Genomic DNA, 19525 nt, shown 5'->3' with positions numbered 1-19525 from the left:
CATATTTGTATTGCTGATTTCTGGGAAGTATAATAGGTGTAGATTAGTAAATGTCGGAGGTGAAAGGTGTGCTTGATAATTTCAGATTTGAAACCTTTGTTGATGTGCATAGCAACATCTTTGATGAATATCTAAGCTCCGTTATCGCAAAGCTGTCCAAAGAAAATCCAGAATACTGTTCCATAGAGGAAAGGATAGAGGAACTCTACAAGGAGTATCCAAAAGTTATGGGAGCTCTGGATACGGAAAAGCCGAGCGATTTATCCGAGCAGGAGTGTAAGGCTTTGATAGAAGTTTTGGAGCTTCGGAACAGGCTCAGCGATATGCAGCAGGAAGCAATCTATTTCAGAGGGTGCTATGACAGCGTTGGGTATCTCAAAAAGGCAGGAATTTTATAACCAAGAACAGCGGCATTGGCGTTGAGCTGATGCCGCTTTTACATAGCCGCAGAGGTGGAAAAATTCATAGATATGTGGTATTATAATAGCGAAAAGCTTTATAGGAGGCGTTATAGTGAGAAAAAATGCTATCCTTTTTTCGGCAGGTGAATATCAAAATTCCAAGACATTTCCTAAACCTACTTGCGATTTGTCAGGAGTGAAAGTTGATATATTAGCTATTGAGAAAAGGTTAAAACAAATCGGTTTTGATGTGACAAAAAAAGAAAATATAAATAAATCTGAGTATATTCCTGCACTACAACAGTGTGCTGATAAATCACCATCAGATGCTATTCACATTGTTTATTTTTCTGGACACGGTGGTCACAGTAATGGAAAAAACTTTATTTACCCATCGGACTTTACGGCTCAATATGATATTACTAACGATATAGAAAAGGCAGGCATAAATATTGAAGATATAATATCTGTTTTTAAGGGTAAAGGCAGATTGATTTTAATACTTGATGCTTGTCGGAAAGATTTCGGAGTATCAAAAGGCTATTTTTCAGAGATGACATCCGCAGAGAATGTATATATTGCGTATGGTACAATGTTTCAAGATGGGTCAACAGGTGTGAATAATGGATTAAGTTGGTTTACCGAAGCTATTTGTGATGAGATATTAGCTCCCAATATAGATGTCGATACTTTGTTTACACGGGTAAGGCAGAATATTTTTACTAAACATTATATTCAAATTCCGCCGAGTGTTAATGCGTTATTAGATAAAGTTATTTTGCATTCTGAACTCAGTTATGACGACAAAGACAAACAAGTTTATGATTTTATTCAAAGATATGGTGATGAATATACGGATAAATACGGTTATTTTCAAGGAGATGATTTGATATTCATTGATGCGGCACAGTATTTCGATATTGGATTGCTTGATGCTATTTGGAAATTTAGAAAAGTTGACAACAAAATATATAAAGATAAGGGAGTAAATGTACCCGAACTTCCCGAAGCGGAAACAAAATTAGTTTCTTTTTTAGGCTTCACAAAAAGTAAAAAGTTCTTTTCTTTTGATGATAGCCATACTTGGTATTATAATGGACGGCAAATTAGAATGGGAGAAATTCCCCCATTACCACCAAGTATGCAACAGAAATTACCCGAAGAAGGAAAAGAGTATTATGTAGAATTCGATGCAAAAAAAGAAAATGATAGTATTGTTATAACAACAAATTTGCCAGAGCAATGCGAGATTTTTATTAAGGATAACAAAAGTAAATACTCACAAAAAATGGCGGTATCCAATGGAACAATCGAAATTAAAAATGCAACTGACATATCTAAAGTTATTATTAACTCTGGCGTATTTACCGCTGATGTAAATACGCAGCAGATTATTGGAGAAAATTGTCGCAATCTCGTTGGAAAATTTATAAAATATCATCCGATATACGGAAATCAAATTCATTGTATTTTCGAGTTTTAATATTATTTTTTACATAGCCGAGAGGTTTTCGTTTAACGAAAGCCCCTCGGCTATTTCTATTTTCTGGAGGTGATTTTATTGAATGTGAACTAACAGACCCTATGTGCAGATTGACCCAGATGTGCTTGAACGGGTACGCCAGATTGACCTGTTATCCTATCTGCGTGAGTTTGAGCCGAGCAATCTCGTTAAGGTCAAAGGCACAAGTAATGTGTACTGTACCGCAGAACACGACAGCTTAAAGATTTCCAACGGCAAATGGTATTGGTGGTCGAGAGGTTTCGGCGGCTATTCTGCCCTCGACTATCTGATAAAAGTCAAGGAATATGACTTCGTAGAAGCCGTGGAAATTCTTACAGGACAGGCGTTGGCGGACTGGAAACCGCCGCCCCCTGCCGAGAAAAAAGATGAGCCAAAGGTGCTTCTCTTGCCGCCGAAGTTTAAGAACTGCGACAGAGTTTTGCAGTATCTTTTCGGGCGTGGTATTGACTATCAGCTCATACAGGAGTGCGTTGCAGACGATACAATTTATGAGAGCGCCGACTATCACAACGCCGTTTTTATCGGCAAAGATGAAAGCGGAACACCCAAATATGCGGCTCTTAGAAGTACGCTCGGCAGCACTTTCAAACAGGATGCATCGGGCAGCGACAAAAGGTATTCGTTTCGACTTCTGGCAAGAGAGCCGACGGATACCTTGCATTTATTTGAAGCCACCATTGATTTACTGTCCTATGCCACTTATCTGAAATGCGAGGGCAAGGACTACAAATCGGAAAGTCTGCTTTCTCTTTCGGGCGTGTATCAGCCAAAGAAAGAGATAAAGGACAGCAAAATTCCCATAGCTCTCACAACTTTTTTGAGTGCCAATCCACAAATTAAGACCATAGTTCTGCATCTGGATAATGATAAGGCAGGCAGGCTTTGTACCGCTACTTTGAAAGAACTGTTGCAGAAAGACTACAAAATCGTTGATGATCCACCGCCTGTCGGCAAGGACTTCAACGATTTTTTGTTGTCCTATCTGGAAATTGCAAGACCTATGCCCAAGTGTGAAAGGAGTGATGCCCGTTGATTGTGTAGTAGATTCTCACCAGAAAGACACCGAAACCAAATTAAAATTTAGTGCTGAAAGCGAGGAATGAACCATTGAAAAAGTATGATGTAAACCTTACCGCCCATTATCAAAAGACCGTTTCCGTCTATGCAGAAAGCCCCGAACAGGCAAAGGAAAAAACAAAAATTATCCTGTTCGATACCGACCTTATCAACTTTACCGATGATGATTTTGTCTGCGGCGAAGCCGATATTACCGAGCAGAGAGAGGACGGGCTTAACGGTGTGGGCGAGAATACACCACAGGAAAATGAAGATTGTTCGGACTGCCCGTACTTCTGCCCTGTGTGCGGTGAGTGTATGTATGAGGACGATTGCGAAGAATGAGATGTCTTACCAAGCACTGAATTTGGTTAGCCAAATTCGCTTGTTAGGGGGCAGCCCCTAATACCCCGTGAGAACAGAAAGGAGTTCAAGAATGAGTGAGTTCTTATTTTTCATTATCGGTACAATGCTCGGCGGTCTGTTCGGCGTTGTGTGTATGTGCTGCTTGCAAATAAACAGACTTTCCGAGAGAAAGGAAGAGGACAATGCGAAAAAGAAATGTGCAGATACTTTTCCGTCTGACTGAGGAGGAAGCCGAACACCTTAATGAGCTTGTGCGGAAATCGGGTCGCTCAAAAGAAGCCTTTTTAAGAGAAATGGTAAGGGGCTATCAGCTCTGCGAAAAGCCCGACCCAGAGTTCTATAAAATGATGCGTGAGCTGTCCGCCATTGGAAACCGTATCAATCAGCTTGCAGTTAAGGCAAACGCACTCGGCTTTGTGGATACCCCGATGCTCCGTGAGGAAGCAAGGAAGTGGCACGAGTTTCAGATTGATATTCGCAAAAGGTATCTGCTTCCACGCAGGTCATTGTAATGGCGGTTTGCGAGATATGGGATGTGCGTGGCAGGCTCGACCACCCAATCGACTATGCCGAAAATCCCGAAAAAACCGCCAACCCTAAATACACCGAAGCCGACCTGCAGGCGATGGTCGATGTAATGGAGTACGCTACCAATAAAGAAAAGACTGAACAGCGGTATTTTGTCACAGGCGTAAACTGTGACCCGACCACCGCCAGAGATGAAATGATGATTACCAAAGCGGGATGGAGCGACACGAGTGAGATTGTCTGCTATCACGGCTTCCAGAGCTTCAAGCACGGTGAGGTCACGCCAGAGCAGGCACACGAGGTCGGCGTTAAACTTGCCGAGCGAATGTGGGGCGACAGGTTTCAGGTCATTGTCGCCACCCACCTAAATACCGACTGCCTGCATAATCACTTTGTCGTGAACTCTGTTTCTTTTGCGGACGGTATGCACTACCACGACAACAAAGCAAATCTGCGGCTGCTCCGTCAGCGTTCCGATGAGCTTTGCCGTGAGTATGCCCTGTCTGTCATCGAACACCCAAGCGGCAAGAAAAAGCCCTACGCCCTTTACCAAGCCGAAAAGCAGGGGCGACCCACGAGGGATAATGTTGCCAGACAAGCGGTGGATGAAGCTATCAGCAAATCATTTACGCTGAAAGACTTTGACCGCCAGTTGGCAGAAATGGGCTACCGCATAAACTTTGACCCCAACCGCAAGTATTGGACGATTATCGGCAAGGGCTGGCAAAGACCCAAGCGGCTTTATAAGCTCGGAGAGGAATACACCAATGACAGGATTATGGAGCGTATCAGTGAAAATTCCTATGCGGTCAAATTCCAGAGCTTCTCAGAGTCACAGCCACAGGTCAAGGTCTATCGGGTCAAAGGCTCTTTGAAGAACGCTAAGAAAATCGGTGGCTTGCGTGGGCTGTATCTCCATTACTGCTACAAGCTCGGTATCCTTCCAAAAGGCAGAAAACAAAATTATGCACGGCTTCATTATCTCTTAAAGGACGACCTTATGAAGATGGAAGCCATCACACAGGAAACAAGGCTGCTTTGCCGCAATCACATTGATACGGCGGAGCAGCTTTGTTCATATAAAGGCTCTCTGGAAACGGAGATGTCTGCCCTGCTTCAGAAGCGAAAGGAGCTTTACTCCAAATCTCGCAGGATAAGCGGCGAAGAAAAGGAAGCGGTCAAGGCGGAGCTTTCCGATATTTCTGGACGGCTGAAAATTATCCGAAAGGAGGTCAGAATGTGCGAGGGCATCGCCGCCCGTAGTGATACCCTCAAAGAAAAATTGCAGACGATACGGGCAGACGAACACGAACAGCAAAGAAAGGAGCTGATGAAGAATGAACACAGGCGGCGAAGCGGCAGAACAAATCGTCCGAATGAGCTTGGAGGGCTTTGAGGTCGCTGCCAAAATCACAGGTGCAGGTGCGAAGAACATCGCTATCCTGTTGTATTCCATTCTCAAAGAAGAAAAGAAAACCAAAGGAAAAGCAAGGCTGACAAGTATGCTCCGTTCTGGCAAGGAGCTGAAAGTCTTTACCGTCAAAAGCGGCGACTTAAAGAAGTTCACGCAGGAAGCAAAAAAATACGGTGTGCTTTACTGCGTCCTCACGGACAGAAAAAACAAAGACCCAAATGCAGAGGTCGATGTCATCGCTCGTGCCGAGGACGCATCGAAAATCAGCCGTATTGTGGAACGCTTTAATCTTGCTTCGGTGGATACCGCTTCTATTGTGACGGAAGCCGAGAAATCCAAAGATGCAAAGGACGGTCAGCCAGAGCCAGATATTGGTGTGCAGGAAAAGGCGGAGAAAGATAAGCTGCTTGACGAGCTTATGGGCAAGCCTGTCCAGAAGGAGGAAAACGCACCAAACCCCTCGGTGGCAAAGACAGAAAAATCCCCTCAGTCCGAGCCTACCTCAGAGCAGCCAAAGAAATCCGCAGAGGGGGCTACTATGACTAAGGAGAAACCTTCTGTCAGAGAGGAACTGCGGAAAATCAAGGAGAGCCGCAAGGAGCAGGAAGCAGAGATTGGCACTTCCGACCTGGACAAAAGCGGTGCTTCCGACAGGGCGAAAAGTGCTAACAGGAAAACGGAGCATAAACAGCCCACAAGAAAGAAAAAGAAACCAAAATCCAAAGAAACGAGGTAAACAGCTATGAGTATTTACGATGTATTCAGCGGCGGCAACAGACCTTTTGATAAAGAGGAATGGGCTGCCGCAAAGCAGGCACAGCGGAAAGAAGCCTATGAGCTGATTGATAATACCTGCTCTGAAATGATGGCAAGCGGCGACAGCTTCCGTCAGTATCTTGATGTGCAGGGTTGCTTTGACCGCTACTCCGTGGCTAACGCAATTCTGGTATCAGCACAGATGCCCGAAGCAACGCAGCTTAAAGAGTACAGCAAATGGAAAGCGAACCGTGTCTATGTGAACAAGGACGCACAGAAAATCATTATCCTTGAGCCGAGCAAGGAATACACCCGTGAGGACGGGACAAAGGGCGTCTCTTACAATGCCAAAGTGGTTTATGACATTTCCGAAACCTCGGCAAAGGACAGGCAGCAGGAACAGGAGCCGAAATCCATGCGTGAGCTTGTGTCGGCTCTGATTGATGCAAGCCCTGTATCCTGTGTTCCTGTCGGTGAGCTTGAACTGCCTGCCTATTATGACAGTTCTCAGCAGACCATTTTTGTCAAGAAGGGGCTTTCCGAGGAAGTGCTGTTCATGAGTATGGCAAAAGAAGTGTCGGCGGCGGTCTATGACTTTAAGTACAACGAGAGCCGTGATGTTTCCGATTTCAAATCCTTCTGCGTTGCCTATATGGTAAGCTCCCGTTATGGCATGGATACCAGAGGTTTTGATTTTTCCAGACTTCCCAGAGAGTATGCGGAAATGGATACGCAGGCGTTCAAGGGAGAGCTTGGCACGATGCGTGATGTTCTGGGCGAAATCCAGAGTGATATGTATAAGAGTATGGAGAAGAACAAGCCTGCAAAGAACAAAGAGCAGGAACGCTAATCGGAGGTGCAGACTATGAGAGAGGAACGATACCATATCGCACTTGATAAGTACGATAAGAATATCGTCATCAATGCCTTAAACACCCTGCGTACACGGCAGTTACAGGAGGAACGCCCCACCGAGCCTGTTGACGAGCTGATAAGCAAGGTGGCACACGCTCCGACAAAAAAGGTTAAGGTCGTGCATTGCAGGTGCAATGAGGAACGATGACCAGAAAACGAGCCTAATCCTTACTGTTTGCGGGATACTTCCTGTCGTATGGCTTGCCCTGCTGACAGCACCCTATGTCAGCGGCGGTCTTGTAGAGATTATCCGAGGTCTGCCCGTGGCGATGGGCAATCCGTTTGAAATAGCGATGTGTGAGGACAGCGTAAAGACTGTCCTTATTTTTTTACTTGCCTACGCTATGGGCATCGGCATTTATTTCTCTACACGCAGGAATTACCGCAGGCGTGAGGAACACGGCTCTGCGAAATGGGGCAATGCAGGTGCTTTGAATAAGAAGTACCGAGATAAAGACCCGTCAGCCAATAAGCTCTTGACCCAGAATGTCCGTATCGGGTTGGACGGGAAAAAGCACCGCAGGAATCTGAACATTTTAGTATGCGGTGGCTCTGGTGCGGGTAAAACAAGGTTTTTCTGCAAGCCAAATGCTATGCAGTGCAACACATCTTTTGTAATACTCGACCCAAAGGGCGAAATTGTCCGTGACATCGGCGGTCTGTTGGAAAACAAAGGCTATGAGGTGCGTGTGCTTGACCTTATCAATATGCACCGCAGCCATTGTTACAATCCCTTTGTCTATCTGCGGAACGATAACGATGTTCAGAGGTTGGTAACAAACTTATTTAAGGCGACCACGCCGAAAGGCTCACAGTCGCAAGACCCGTTCTGGGATACGGCGGCGAGTATGCTGCTTCTGGCTCTGGTGTTCTATCTGAAATATGAAGCACCGCCAGACGAGCAAAATTTCCCGATGGTTATGGAGCTGCTCCGTGCAGGCGAAGTCAGAGAGGACGATGACAGCTATGTAAGCCCTCTGGATGAGCTGTTTGACCGTTTGGAAATGGTAAACCCAGAGCATATCGCCCTCAAGTATTACAGGGATTACCACTCTGGTAGTGCAAAGACCCTAAAGAGTATCCAGATAACCCTTGCCGCTAGGCTTGAAAAATTCAATCTGGAGAGCCTTGCAGGGCTTACCGCCACCGATGAGCTTGACCTGCCAAGTCTGGGAGAAAAGAAGGTCGCTCTGTTCGCTCTGATACCAGACAACGACACGAGCTTTAACTTCCTTGTCAGTATCCTTTATACCCAGCTCTTTCAGCAGCTTTTTTATCTGGCAGACCACAAGTACGGCGGAAGCCTGCCTGTGCATTGCCATTTCATAATGGACGAATTTGCGAATGTTTCATTGCCTGATGACTTTGATAAAATCCTGTCCGTTATGCGTTCCAGAGGGGTATCAGTATCCATTATCCTGCAAAATCTGGCACAGCTCAAAGCCCTTTTTGAAAAGCAATGGGAAAGCATTGTCGGCAACTGCGATGAGTTTCTGTATCTGGGCGGCAACGAGCAAAGCACCCACAAATATGTGTCAGAGCTTTTGGGCAAGGAAACCATTGATACCAACACCTACGGGAAAAGCTCTGGGCGGAGTGGTAACTATTCAACAAATTATCAGATTTCGGGGCGTGAGTTGATGACCCCAGACGAAGTGCGTATGCTTGATAACCGTTACGCACTTCTTTTTGTGCGTGGGGAACGCCCCGTTATGGATTTCAAGTATGACATCTTGAAGCACCCGAATGTGAAGTTGACGGCTGACGGAGGGCAACCGCCGTATATCCACGGAGAGCCTACGCAGGTTGTCGCAACTCTTGTGTTTGACAGTGATATTCCAGATAACGCCGTGAGCGTCAAAGCTGTCAGCACTTCCTATGAGCTTCTGTCCGATGAGGACTTGGAAGAAATATTCAATTTATAAGGAGGATTTACCCTATGAAACTTTTTAAGAAGAATGAGAACAAGAAAACCACGAAGCTGCCGATGACTGGAAAGGTTAAGAAAAGCTTCCGCTATTACTGTATGGCTGTTATGGCAATGACCTTTGTGCTTGGTACTTCCGTAACCGCCTTTGCTGCCAATGACCCCATTCAGGTAGTCAACAACCTGTCCGATTTCATTTTCGGTCTGGTGAGGGCTGTCGGTATGATTATGCTCGGCTTTGGTATCGTGCAGATTGGTCTTTCTCTCAAATCCCACGACCCGTCCCAGAGAGCTAACGGCTTTTTGACCCTTGCAGGTGGTGTTGTCATTACCTTCGCAAAGGAAATCTTGACTCTTATTACAGGCTAAAAAAGAGCAGCTTACCTTTTGGGGTAAGCTGCAATACATAAGGATATTTAAAATATGTTGCAAATTATTTGCCAAAATTCATTCCATCCCATAACGATTGACATTAGACCGCCTATAAATCCTACAAGGGTAACAATTATGTTTAGAAGTTTTATAATCCAATTATGTTTTGCCCTGCGGGTGGTTTCGTCTGAAATAAATCCAAACCAATGGAGCAATAAAATAGGTAACGAAACAATAAACTTGATACCGTCAGAAAAACAGGAAAACGGATTAACAAGATTCTTCCTTATGGATTTTTCAGCTTCTTTAAGAGTTCCTAAATGGCGTATGAACATATCATCACAGTCCTGTGCCGACTGGTTTATTCTGTTCATAATTATGCCATTATCATGCTCGTTGATAGCATTCCGTAATTCTGGCAAGAAGTTCACCAGCAATTGGTAATTGCTGGTGCTAAATCCTCGTAGGTTATCAGTAACATAAGCAAATATTCCATCAGAGCCAAGTTCATATTGCATTGATTTTACATCTGATGTCAGTTCGTAGTATAACTGCTGATTAAAACAGTTTCTTGACATAAATCCGTTTATTAGTTCAATGAATTTATGACGATAGCTATTTGTAAATTCAACCCGTTTGATTATATCGCTTAATTCAATACGCTTCATTATGAAACCTAATATAATTATTCCTATTATGATGAAAGCAGGAATTAACTTGTCCATAACATATCCCCTTACATAGTCAATTGCTTCCAACTGTTGGAGCAGTTGGCTTTTATATTATACAACATTTTTCTCATGCTTTCTACATGCAAAGTATGAGAGTAGAAAGGAGGTTTGAAAATGCCAAAAATAAACTATTCGTTGAAGGGAGGCTGTAATCAGTGTCAGATAATTGGGTCGTACAAAATCTTGAGAACGCCCTAAACACTTGGAATGAGAAAATAGCCGAGATATGGCAACTCATTACCCAATCCCCAGAGAACTTTAAGGGCGGCACGATATGGAATGTCATCGTGGATATTCACGGTGCGGTGCAGGCTATCGGACTTGCCCTGCTCGTGCTGTTCTTTGTTGTGGGTGTGATGCGTACCTGCGGAAATTTTGCAGAAGTCAAGCGACCAGAGCAGGCTTTGAAGCTGTTTATCCGCTTTGCCATTGCCAAAGGTGCAGTGACCTACGGATTAGAACTGATGATGGCACTGTTTAAGATTGTGCAGGGTATGATTTCCACGATTATGAATGCCGCAGGATTTGGCTCGGCACAGCAGACGGTGTTGCCGCAGGAAATCGTGACAGCCGTTGAAGACTGCGGATTTTTTGAGAGTATCCCGCTATGGGCGGTCACGCTGATAGGCGGACTGTTTATTACGGTGCTGTCATTCATAATGATTATGTCGGTATATGGCAGGTTTTTCAAGCTGTATATCTATACTGCCATAGCACCCGTACCCCTTTCCACTTTTGCTGGAGAGCCGAGCCAAAGAGTCGGCAAGAGCTTCATTAAGAGCTATGCCGCTGTATGCCTTGAAGGTGCGGTTATCGTGCTTGCCTGCATTATCTTTTCCCTATTTGCTTCTTCTCCGCCTGTGGTCAATCCCGATGCGGCGGCGGTTACAATGGTATGGAGCTATATCGGGGAGCTTGTGTTCAATATGCTCGTCCTTGTCGGTGCGGTCAAAATGGCAGACCGTGTTGTAAGAGAAATGATGGGCTTGTAAGGGAGGTGCTATGATTGGAAGTCAAGATAAATAAGGAAATCCGTAATTATACGGAGAGTATGTTTTTTGGACTGTCCCTCAGACAGTTCATTTTTTCTGTCCTTGCCTGCGGCGTGGCGGTGGGTTTGTATTTTCTTCTCCGTCCACGGTTTGGTACGGAAACCCTCAGTTGGGTTTGTATCTTAGGTGCGTTCCCCTTTGCGGCAATGGGATTTATCAAATACAACGGTATGACCGCAGAGCAGTTTGTCTGGGCGTGGATTAAATCGGAATTTCTGATGCCGAAAAAGCTGATGTTCCTGCCAGATAATCTCTATTACGAAACGATGAAGCCGACTATTGAAGCCTATGAAAAAGGATTGGCGACAGTACGGAAAAAGCAGAAAGGCAGGACATCGAAACAAAAGAAATCGAAAAAGAAAAATGCGAAACGCAGTAAGGAGGTAAACAATGCTGAGAACTCTTAAAAATCTGTTCAAGCAGGACAGGGAAAAGTTTGTTGTGCCGAAGTCGGTACAGAATGTTATCCCGATTAAGACAATCTGGGAGGACGGCATATTCCTTGTCGGCAGGAACAAGTACGCAAAGACCTTTAAGTTTGAGGATATAAACTATGCCGTGGCAAGCCGTGAGGATAAGGAAGCGATGTTCCTTGAGTACTCGGAGCTTCTTAATTCCCTTGACAGCGGTGCGACCACGAAAATCACTATCAACAACCGTCGCTTGAACAAAGCTGATTTTGAACAGACCATTTTAATCCCAATGGCTGATGACGGTTTAGATAAGTACCGCAAGGAATACAACAAAATGCTTCTGGATAAGGCGACAGGGGCTAATTCTATCGTACAGGATAAGTATGTAACCGTATCTGTCTGCAAGAAGAATATCGAGGAAGCCCGAAACTACTTCGCCCGTGTGGGTGCTGACCTTATCGCCCACTTTAACCTTCTGGGGTCGAAGTGTGTGGAACTGGACGCAGGCGACAAGCTGCGTATCTTCCACGACTTCTACCGTACAGGAGAAGAAACAGCGTTCCACTTCGATATTACCCAGACGATGCGGAAAGGTCACGATTTCAAGGATTTTATCTGCCCTGATACCTTTGAATTTGAGAGCGACTGCTTCAGAATGGGTGACAGATATGGGCGTGTGATTTTTCTCAGAGAGTATGCGGCATATATCAAGGACAGTATGGTTGCGGAGCTTTGTGAGCTGAACAGGAATATGATGCTGTCCGTTGATATTATCCCCGTTCCCACAGATGAAGCCGTGCGGGAGGTGGAAAACCGTCTGCTTGGTGTGGAAACCAATATCACGAATTGGCAGAGGAAGCAGAACCAGAACAACAATTTTTCTGCCGTTATCCCCTATGATTTGGAACAGCAGCGAAAAGAAAGCAAGGAATTTCTGGATGATTTGACGACCCGTGACCAGAGAATGATGTTTGCCGTGCTGACGATGGTGCATACGTCAGATTCCAAAGAGCAGCTCGACAATGATACAGAAGCTCTCTTGACTACCGCAAGAAAGCATTTGTGCCAGTTTGCGGTGCTGAAATATCAGCAGATGGACGGATTGAATACAGCCCTGCCATTTGGTGTACGGAAGATAGATGCCTTGCGTACCCTCACAACAGAGAGCCTTGCAGTGTTTATCCCGTTCCGTGTGCAGGAAATCTACCATGAAAACGGTGTGTATTACGGTCAGAATGTTATCAGCAAAAATATGATTATCGCCAACCGCAGGCAGCTCCTTAACGGCAATTCCTTTATTCTCGGTGTGTCGGGTGCAGGAAAATCCTTTACCGCAAAGGAAGAAATGACGAATATCATTCTGACCGACCCCAACGCTGATATTATCATCATTGACCCAGAGCGTGAGTATTCCCCGCTTGTGAAAGCAATGAAGGGAGAAGTCATTCATATCTCTGCGACAAGTGAAAATCACATCAATGCTATGGATATGAACTCCGATTATGGTGACGGTGCAAACCCTGTCATTCTGAAATCGGAGTTTATTTTATCCCTTTGCGAACAGCTCATCGGCGGCACGAACTTGGGAGCAAAGCAGAAATCCATCATTGACCGCTGTACGGCAAGCGTGTACCGCTATTATCAGCAGGGCAACTATATGGGAACGCCGCCCACCTTGCAGGACTTCCGTGAGGAACTGTTAAAACAGAATGAGCCAGAAGCACAGGAAATCGCCCTTGCGATTGAGCTGTTTACGGACGGATCGCTCAACACCTTTGCAAAGCACACGAATGTTGATACCCACAGCCGCCTTATCTGCTATGACATTCTGGATTTGGGCAAGCAGTTACAGCCTATCGGTATGCTTGTCGTGCTTGACAGTATCTTAAACCGTATCACACAGAACAGAGCCAAAGGCAGAAACACATTTATTTTCATTGATGAAATCTATCTGCTCTTTCAGCATGAATACTCTGCAAACTTCCTCTTTACCCTCTGGAAGCGTGTGCGTAAATACGGTGCGTACTGTACAGGTATTACGCAGAATGTGGACGACCTTTTGCAGAGCCATACGGCAAGGACGATGCTTGCTAACAGCGAATTTATCATTATGCTTAACCAAGCATCTACGGACAGACTTGAGCTTGCCAAGCTCCTTAATATCTCCGACCTTCAGATGAGCTATATCACGAATGTCGGTGCAGGACAGGGATTACTCAAAGTTGGCAGCTCTCTTGTACCATTTGTAAACAAGTTCCCACGCAATACCGAGCTTTACAAGTTGATGACGACCAAGTTCGGTGAGGTCTAAGAAAGGAGGTTTTTTATGGCTGATATTAAATTCCGTGATACGGCTCATCGTGATTTCTTTCTGGAAAATATGATGAAATGCAGAGTGAACGACTGTTATCACAGGGCGTTTTTCTATGTGATGGGTATCGCTTCGGAAACGAGGGCGAACATCAACCAGATGTTCAATTTCAAGGAGGACTGCATCGAGCCAGAGGGTATGCACGGCGGCTGGCAGACAAGTGGAACAGTCAAGGTCTGCCATCTTGCTTTTAACCTTTGGAACGGGTATGCAGAGGAAGGGCAGGAACGGTATTTCACGCCAGAGGAGTTGTTCTGCTGTGAGTTTGCTCCCTACTTTATGGAGGGTATCAAGGTCAGATACCCCGAATATTGCAGGGAGCTTCCTACTCCCAGAAAACAGACGGAAATTTCAAGATAAGAAAGGAAAAGCCTATGAAGAATTATAAATCTATTATCTGTGTTGTAGCCGCCGTGTGCCTGTTAGGTACGGCGGCTTTTTGCGGCTTCCGCATTTATCATTACTATGCAGAGGTGGACGAGCAGACGGAAACCTTTGAGGAGATTGCCGAGATGGTAGAGCAGGCTCCCACGGATGAAACCGTGCCAGACGATGCCCCTGTCAGCGAGGGAGAAGATGTGCTTGCCAAGTATCAGAAATTGTATTTACAGAATGAGGATATGGTGGGTTGGATTTCCATAGCCGGCACAACAATCAATTATCCTGTGATGCAGAGCAGGAACAATCCGAATTTTTATCTGAAGCACAATTTTGAAAAAGAGTACAGCGACTTAGGTACGCCTTATGTGCAGGAGAATGGTGATATTGTCGAAAGTGAAAATTTGGTTATCTACGGTCATCACATCAAGGGTGGCAAGATGTTTGGAGCGTTGGAGGATTACAAGTCCAAGAACTTCTATGAGGAACACAAGACTATTCAGTTTGATACCCTCACAGAGCAGGCAGAGTATGAAATCGTCGCTGTGTTTAAGACTGTGGCGTACAGTTCTGAGGGCTTCCGATACTATGACTTTGTTGATGCGGAGAATGAGGAAGATTTTAATTCCTATGTCGGGAAGTGCAAGGAGCTTGCTTTGTATGATACAGGTGTGACCGCTGAATACGGCGACAGGCTCATTACCCTTTCCACCTGCGAATACTCCGCACAGAACGGCAGGCTCGTTGTTGTGGCAAAAAAGGTCGGCTGATTTGAACGCAAATCCTCTGGGAAAGGAGGTTCTCTATGGCTGATATAAAAACCAGGGATGCGGTCAAAGGTACGATAAAGACCATAGATAAAGCCGCCATAGCCAGTGAGCGTATGAAGTCTGCCTATGTGGGGATAAAGGGCAAGGCGGAACAGGGATATTACGCTGATGAAAACTCTGCCACTGAATATGCTGCGGATAGGATTTCTTGTGCAGCAGACCGTGTAAAAGACGAAGTTATCCATCAGTTCAATAAGCGGGGGCAAAAGGCAGTCAAGACAACGCAGGAGAATATCGGTAAGGCAAAAGATAAAATAACCGATTTCAAGCAAAGTCGGGCTGTCAAAGCCGCAGAACAGGAAGCAGCACAGAATATGTCAGAACAACACGGCTTGCAGATCCGTCACGGGGCTGCAAGCCGTTCCTCTGCCCCCGATGTTTCCCAGACAGCAAAATCGCAGTTGATAAAGACCCGACAGCAGGGGCAAAAAATGATTAAGACCACAGCCCGAAATACAGAAAAAGCGGTGAAAGCAACTGCTAAGGGAACGGTCAAGACAACCGAAAAGGGAATTAAAACCGCACAGGCAACTTCTAAGGCGGCAATCAAAACGACAGAAACCTCGGTAAAAACCGCACAGGCAGCGGCAAAGGTTTCTGCGAAAACTGCCCAAAAGGCAGCACAGGCGGCAAAAGTCACCGCAAAGGCAACCGCCGAAGCCACCAAAGCGACGGTCAGAGCCACCATAGCTGCGGTCAAGGCGATTATTGCAGGAACAAAAGCTCTGATTTCTGCTATAATTGCAGGCGGTTGGATTGCAGTTGTGATTATTCTCATTGTTGTCCTGCTCGGCTGTGCTGTTTCCCTGTTTGGTGGCGGAAGCGGGAGCAACGCCTATACCCCTGTCAGTGCAGAGGTGGAAGCCTATGAGCCTTTGATACAGAAATATGCCAAACAGTACGGTATTCCCGAATATGTGGAGCTTATCAAGGCGGTAATGATGCAGGAAAGTGGCGGGCGTGGACTTGACCCGATGCAGGCGGCGGAGGGCAGCTTTAACACAAGGTATCCCCACGAGCCGAACGGGATACAAGACCCAGAATATTCGATTGAGTGCGGTGTACAGGAATTAAAGGCTGCCCTTATCTCTGCCGAGGTAGAAAACCCGATTGATATGGAGCATATCAAACTTGCCTTGCAGGGTTACAATTTCGGCAACGGCTATATCTCGTGGGCTAAGACTAACTATGGCGGCTATTCCTATGCCAATGCGGTAGAGTTCTCCACCATGCAGGCGGCACGGTTAGGTTGGGACAGCTATGGCGACACGCAATATCCCGCCCATGTGCTGCGGTATTATCCATACGGAAGAGCGTTCACAAGCGGCGGTAACCAGGCGATTGTGGAGGTCGCTTTGACACAGCTCGGCAATGAGGGCGGTCAGCCTTATTGGAGTTGGTACGGCTTTGAGGGGCGTGTGGAATGGTGTGCCTGCTTTGTGTCTTGGTGTGCCGACCAATGTGGCTATATCGAAAGCGGGATTATCCCAAAATTCGCAGGCTGCGTGGACGGTGCAAATTGGTTTAAGGGTAACGGACAATGGAAAGACCGAAGCTATGAGCCGTCGGCAGGCGATATTATCTTTTTTGATTGGGAAGGCGACGGAGAAACCGACCATGTAGGCATTGTGGAGAAATGCGAAAACGGTGTCGTTTACACCGTAGAGGGTAACTCTGGCGACACTTGCAGGCAAAATCAATATACGGTTGGAAGTAGCTCCATCTATGGTTACGGTGTTCCTGCCTATTAAGAATGGGCAAAAGAAAAACCAGAGGTTTATTCCTCTGGCTCTTTTGCCTTACATAGACCGCTGACAGTTGCTTCTATTACGAGCAACTCTTTATCATTTAGTTTGTCGAGTTCTGCGTCTAAGCGTCTGCGGACGGAACTTTTCTTGACCTCATTATCTGGGAATATGTATTCATCAACTGATACACCGAACATCGTCACAAGCTGAATGAACAACTCCAGACTTGGCTTTTGCCCCTCATTTTCAATCGCTTGAAGATGTCTTGGGTCATAATCCACAATACGAGAAAGCTCATCTCTGGTCATACCTTTTGCTGTCCTTGCTTTTTTGATTGCCTGCCCTATCGGTGTAAAATCGAAGTCAAAATCATTGTTTCTTGCGTCCATAAACTCACCACCTTGTATCAATATAATGCTTCTATTATATTTTACAGAAATGATAGTTCTTATAGAACGGTCTGAAATCCCTTGTATTAGGATATAAAATCTCTACTTGTAAGATATAAAAATTCACATTTGCATAGTTGATATTGTTCGTTCAAACGGATATAATAGATACAGTACGATTTTAGGAGGTCAGAAATGTTTGAATATATGACGGCACAGGAAGCCGCAGAACTTTGGGGGATATCGGTGCGGCGTGTGCAACGGTTATGCAAAGAAAACCGTATTGAGGGTGTCCTAAATATAAATCGGATGTGGCTTATTCCTAAAAGTTCAAAAAAGCCCGTTGATAAGCGGAGAAAGGTTACAGATTATGGAGAATAGAATTTTATTACTAGAAGATGATGTAAGTTTAATAGACGGACTGCAATATTCGCTAAAGAAAAATGGCTTCGATGTCGATTTTGTCCGTTCTGTGCAGGAAACTCTAACTTATTTATCTGAGATAGAAAAATACGATATGCTCATCCTTGATGTCACATTGCCAGACGGAACAGGTTTTGAGATATGTGAAAAAGTACGAAAAAACGGAAGTCAGATACCGATTATTTTTCTGACAGCTTCTGATGAAGAAGTTAGCATTATTCGTGGTCTGGACTGCGGCGGTGATGACTACATAACAAAACCGTTTAAGTTAGGCGAGTTATGTTCACGCATACGAGCGTTGCTGCGGCGGGCAGGGTTGTCCACTCAAGGAACAGGGGCAGTTATGGAATGTGGCGATATTAAGATAGACCTTTTAGGAAGCCGTGTCTTATTAAAGGGAAAAATATTAGAACTTACCGCCGCAGAATACCGTTTAATATGCCTGTTGGTAAAGAATGCAAACCGTATTATTACAAGAGATATTATTTTAGACGAGTTATGGGACAGCACAGGAGATTATGTAGACAATAATACCCTTTCCGTCTATGTGCGACGACTGCGAGAAAAAATAGAAACAGACCCATCACATCCAGAACATTTACTAACAGTCCGAGGATTTGGTTATCAGTGGAAAGAGGTGGACGAATGAACTTCTTACATGATAAACATAGCCGTTATTATTGCATTTTCATTGTTACTCTTGTTTTGCTGCTTTTTTTGATGGGAATAGCTGTCATTGACACGCAAACGGCGGCTACCAAAGAAATGTTTTTAACACACAATAATGCGATTGCTACTTCTTTACTGGAAGAAGGAATTTCAAAGGAAGTAATTGCAACAGCCTTAATGAATACGGAAGCAGGCACTACAGGAAATAAGTTTTTAGCCGAAATTGGTCTTTCAAACAGCACGGATATAGAAAATTTACCTTATGTATCTGCTGTTAAAAATACAATACTGACATCTCTGTTTGTGATGTTATTTCTATGGACGCTGCTTCTGTTTTTAGGTACAATGCTGTTTTTGTATCGTAGGGAAAGACTATATAGGGAATCAGAAAACATCATTAAGGACTACATAGATGGGAACTATACTGTTCACCTTCCGCAATCTAACGAGGGAACTATTTACCAGCTCTTATCTTCTGTTGACCAATTGGCTACTATGCTTCAAGCAAAAAATGATACAGAACAAAAGACAAAAGAGTTTCTTAAAAATACAATTTCTGATATATCACATCAATTAAAAACGCCTCTGTCGGCACTTATGATGTATCAGGAAATTATTGAGAATGAGCCAGAAAACTTCGAAACGGTCAAAGAATTTTCCTTAAAGATTGGAACTGCATTAAAGAGAATGGAACAGCTTATTCAATCTATGTTGAAAATCACAAGAATAGATGCAGGGAGCATCTCTTTTGAAAAATCCAATTACAGTATCCCGAATATTATTAATCACGCAATTAGTGAATTGACAACACGGGCGGACAATGAAAAAAAGGAAATTGTGATAGATGGTGATTTGGAACAGATGCTTTACTGTGATATAGAGTGGACGGGCGAAGCCATTGGCAACATTATCAAAAACGCACTTGACCATACAGATACAGGGGGAAAAATCTCTATATCGTGGGAACAAACGCCCGCTATGATTAGAATATTTATTACGGATAACGGACACGGCATTTCCCAAGAGGATATACACCACATATTTAAGAGATTTTATCGAAGCAAAAATACTTCAGAAAGTCAAGGGATTGGACTTGGATTGCCATTAGCAAAGGCGATTGTTGAGGGACAAGGCGGTATTCTTTCTGTTCAGAGCGAGCGATTACAGGGAACAACCTTTACATTGTCTTTCCTTACGGAATCGTAAGGTTAAATTCATCTGATTGTAAGCTGTTACTTCTATCCTTGTAAGAAAGGAGGTA

Annotated in this window: 23 protein-coding genes; 21 read left to right on the top strand and 2 right to left on the bottom strand. The window is 44.7% G+C overall.

The window, feature by feature from the left end:
- Positions 1-68 precede the first annotated feature (68 nt).
- From GT575_RS10660 to GT575_RS10605, 12 genes are all read left to right on the top strand, one after another.
- Positions 69-398 (top strand): DUF6664 family protein, encoded by a 330-nt coding sequence (locus GT575_RS10660; protein WP_330673372.1) that lies wholly within the window; start codon positions 69-71, stop codon positions 396-398.
- A 115-nt stretch (positions 399-513) separates the two neighbouring features.
- Positions 514-1884 (top strand): caspase family protein, encoded by a 1371-nt coding sequence (locus GT575_RS10655; RefSeq protein WP_161171976.1) that lies wholly within the window; start codon positions 514-516, stop codon positions 1882-1884.
- Positions 1885-1987: 103 nt separating this feature from the next.
- Positions 1988-2959: a DUF3991 domain-containing protein gene (locus tag GT575_RS10650; protein WP_161171975.1), complete on the top strand. Its 972-nt coding sequence runs from the start codon at positions 1988-1990 to the stop codon at positions 2957-2959.
- 74 nt (positions 2960-3033) lie between these two features.
- Complete coding sequence (locus tag GT575_RS10645) at positions 3034-3327, top strand: hypothetical protein (protein WP_161171974.1); 294 nt, start codon at positions 3034-3036, stop codon at positions 3325-3327.
- A 91-nt stretch (positions 3328-3418) separates the two neighbouring features.
- A complete protein-coding gene (locus tag GT575_RS10640; protein ID WP_015522602.1) occupies positions 3419-3571 on the top strand; it encodes a DUF3789 domain-containing protein in 153 nt (50 codons plus the stop codon).
- Positions 3531-3860, top strand: coding sequence for a plasmid mobilization protein (locus GT575_RS10635; protein ID WP_118691804.1), 330 nt, complete (start codon positions 3531-3533; stop codon positions 3858-3860). The genes GT575_RS10640 and GT575_RS10635 overlap by 41 nt, the downstream gene beginning before the upstream one ends.
- Positions 3860-5272, top strand: coding sequence for a relaxase/mobilization nuclease domain-containing protein (locus tag GT575_RS10630; protein WP_161171973.1), 1413 nt, complete (start codon positions 3860-3862; stop codon positions 5270-5272). Before GT575_RS10635 ends, GT575_RS10630 begins: the two co-directional genes overlap by 1 nt.
- Positions 5214-6026 (top strand): PcfB family protein, encoded by an 813-nt coding sequence (locus tag GT575_RS10625; RefSeq protein ID WP_055199983.1) that lies wholly within the window; start codon positions 5214-5216, stop codon positions 6024-6026. The genes GT575_RS10630 and GT575_RS10625 overlap by 59 nt, the downstream gene beginning before the upstream one ends.
- A 6-nt stretch (positions 6027-6032) precedes the next feature.
- On the top strand, positions 6033-6896 hold the full coding sequence (locus GT575_RS10620; RefSeq protein WP_055199982.1) for a hypothetical protein: 864 nt from the start codon (positions 6033-6035) through the stop codon (positions 6894-6896).
- Between the two features lie 15 nt (positions 6897-6911).
- Positions 6912-7109 (top strand): hypothetical protein, encoded by a 198-nt coding sequence (locus GT575_RS10615; RefSeq protein ID WP_006857246.1) that lies wholly within the window; start codon positions 6912-6914, stop codon positions 7107-7109.
- Positions 7096-8886: a VirD4-like conjugal transfer protein, CD1115 family gene (locus GT575_RS10610; protein WP_161171972.1), complete on the top strand. Its 1791-nt coding sequence runs from the start codon at positions 7096-7098 to the stop codon at positions 8884-8886. The genes GT575_RS10615 and GT575_RS10610 overlap by 14 nt, the downstream gene beginning before the upstream one ends.
- 14 nt (positions 8887-8900) lie before the next feature.
- Positions 8901-9257: a hypothetical protein gene (locus GT575_RS10605; protein ID WP_055229522.1), complete on the top strand. Its 357-nt coding sequence runs from the start codon at positions 8901-8903 to the stop codon at positions 9255-9257.
- Between the two features lie 47 nt (positions 9258-9304).
- Here the strand turns inward: GT575_RS10605 and GT575_RS10600 are convergent, their stop codons facing one another.
- Entirely contained in the window at positions 9305-9985 is a 681-nt protein-coding gene (locus GT575_RS10600; protein ID WP_161171971.1) for a hypothetical protein, read from the bottom strand.
- Between the two features lie 161 nt (positions 9986-10146).
- On the opposite strand from GT575_RS10600, the gene GT575_RS10595 reads away from it, so the two are divergent.
- From GT575_RS10595 to GT575_RS10570, 6 genes are read left to right on the top strand one after another with little or no spacing between them, the layout of a single operon-like run.
- A complete protein-coding gene (locus GT575_RS10595; protein WP_161171970.1) occupies positions 10147-10983 on the top strand; it encodes a hypothetical protein in 837 nt (278 codons plus the stop codon).
- 14 nt (positions 10984-10997) lie between these two features.
- On the top strand, positions 10998-11450 hold the full coding sequence (locus GT575_RS10590) for a PrgI family protein (RefSeq protein WP_144016328.1): 453 nt from the start codon (positions 10998-11000) through the stop codon (positions 11448-11450).
- Positions 11434-13767: a VirB4-like conjugal transfer ATPase, CD1110 family gene (locus GT575_RS10585; RefSeq protein WP_161171969.1), complete on the top strand. Its 2334-nt coding sequence runs from the start codon at positions 11434-11436 to the stop codon at positions 13765-13767. The genes GT575_RS10590 and GT575_RS10585 overlap by 17 nt, the downstream gene beginning before the upstream one ends.
- 15 nt (positions 13768-13782) lie before the next feature.
- Entirely contained in the window at positions 13783-14187 is a 405-nt protein-coding gene (locus tag GT575_RS10580) for a DUF6075 family protein (RefSeq protein WP_055229528.1), read from the top strand.
- Between the two features lie 14 nt (positions 14188-14201).
- Positions 14202-14975 carry a class B sortase gene (gene srtB, locus GT575_RS10575; protein WP_161171968.1) on the top strand — a complete coding sequence of 258 codons (774 nt, stop codon included), beginning with the start codon at positions 14202-14204 and terminating at the stop codon, positions 14973-14975.
- Positions 14976-15010: 35 nt separating this feature from the next.
- Positions 15011-16786: a lysozyme family protein gene (locus GT575_RS10570; protein WP_161171967.1), complete on the top strand. Its 1776-nt coding sequence runs from the start codon at positions 15011-15013 to the stop codon at positions 16784-16786.
- Between the two features lie 26 nt (positions 16787-16812).
- Here the strand turns inward: GT575_RS10570 and GT575_RS10565 are convergent, their stop codons facing one another.
- The gene (locus GT575_RS10565) at positions 16813-17172 is read right to left on the bottom strand and encodes a helix-turn-helix transcriptional regulator (protein WP_006857255.1); all 360 of its coding nucleotides are present in this window, start codon (positions 17170-17172) and stop codon (positions 16813-16815) included.
- A 195-nt stretch (positions 17173-17367) separates the two neighbouring features.
- Between GT575_RS10565 and GT575_RS10560 the strand changes: the two genes are divergently transcribed.
- Genes GT575_RS10560 through GT575_RS10550 form a run of 3 tightly spaced genes read left to right on the top strand, consistent with a single transcriptional unit; the run spans position 17368 to position 19470 of the window.
- Positions 17368-17553 carry a helix-turn-helix domain-containing protein gene (locus GT575_RS10560; RefSeq protein ID WP_161171966.1) on the top strand — a complete coding sequence of 62 codons (186 nt, stop codon included), beginning with the start codon at positions 17368-17370 and terminating at the stop codon, positions 17551-17553.
- Positions 17543-18244 carry a response regulator transcription factor gene (locus tag GT575_RS10555; RefSeq protein ID WP_006857257.1) on the top strand — a complete coding sequence of 234 codons (702 nt, stop codon included), beginning with the start codon at positions 17543-17545 and terminating at the stop codon, positions 18242-18244. Before GT575_RS10560 ends, GT575_RS10555 begins: the two co-directional genes overlap by 11 nt.
- Entirely contained in the window at positions 18241-19470 is a 1230-nt protein-coding gene (locus GT575_RS10550) for a sensor histidine kinase (RefSeq protein WP_055156373.1), read from the top strand. Before GT575_RS10555 ends, GT575_RS10550 begins: the two co-directional genes overlap by 4 nt.
- Positions 19471-19525: the final 55 nt, after the last annotated feature.

Origin of the sequence: Coprococcus sp. BIOML-A2 (assembly GCF_009875795.1) — a bacterium.
GTDB lineage: Bacteria > Bacillota > Clostridia > Lachnospirales > Lachnospiraceae > Coprococcus > Coprococcus aceti.
Note: the sequence above shows the minus strand (reverse complement) of the source record. Positions and strands in the feature narration are given on the sequence as shown.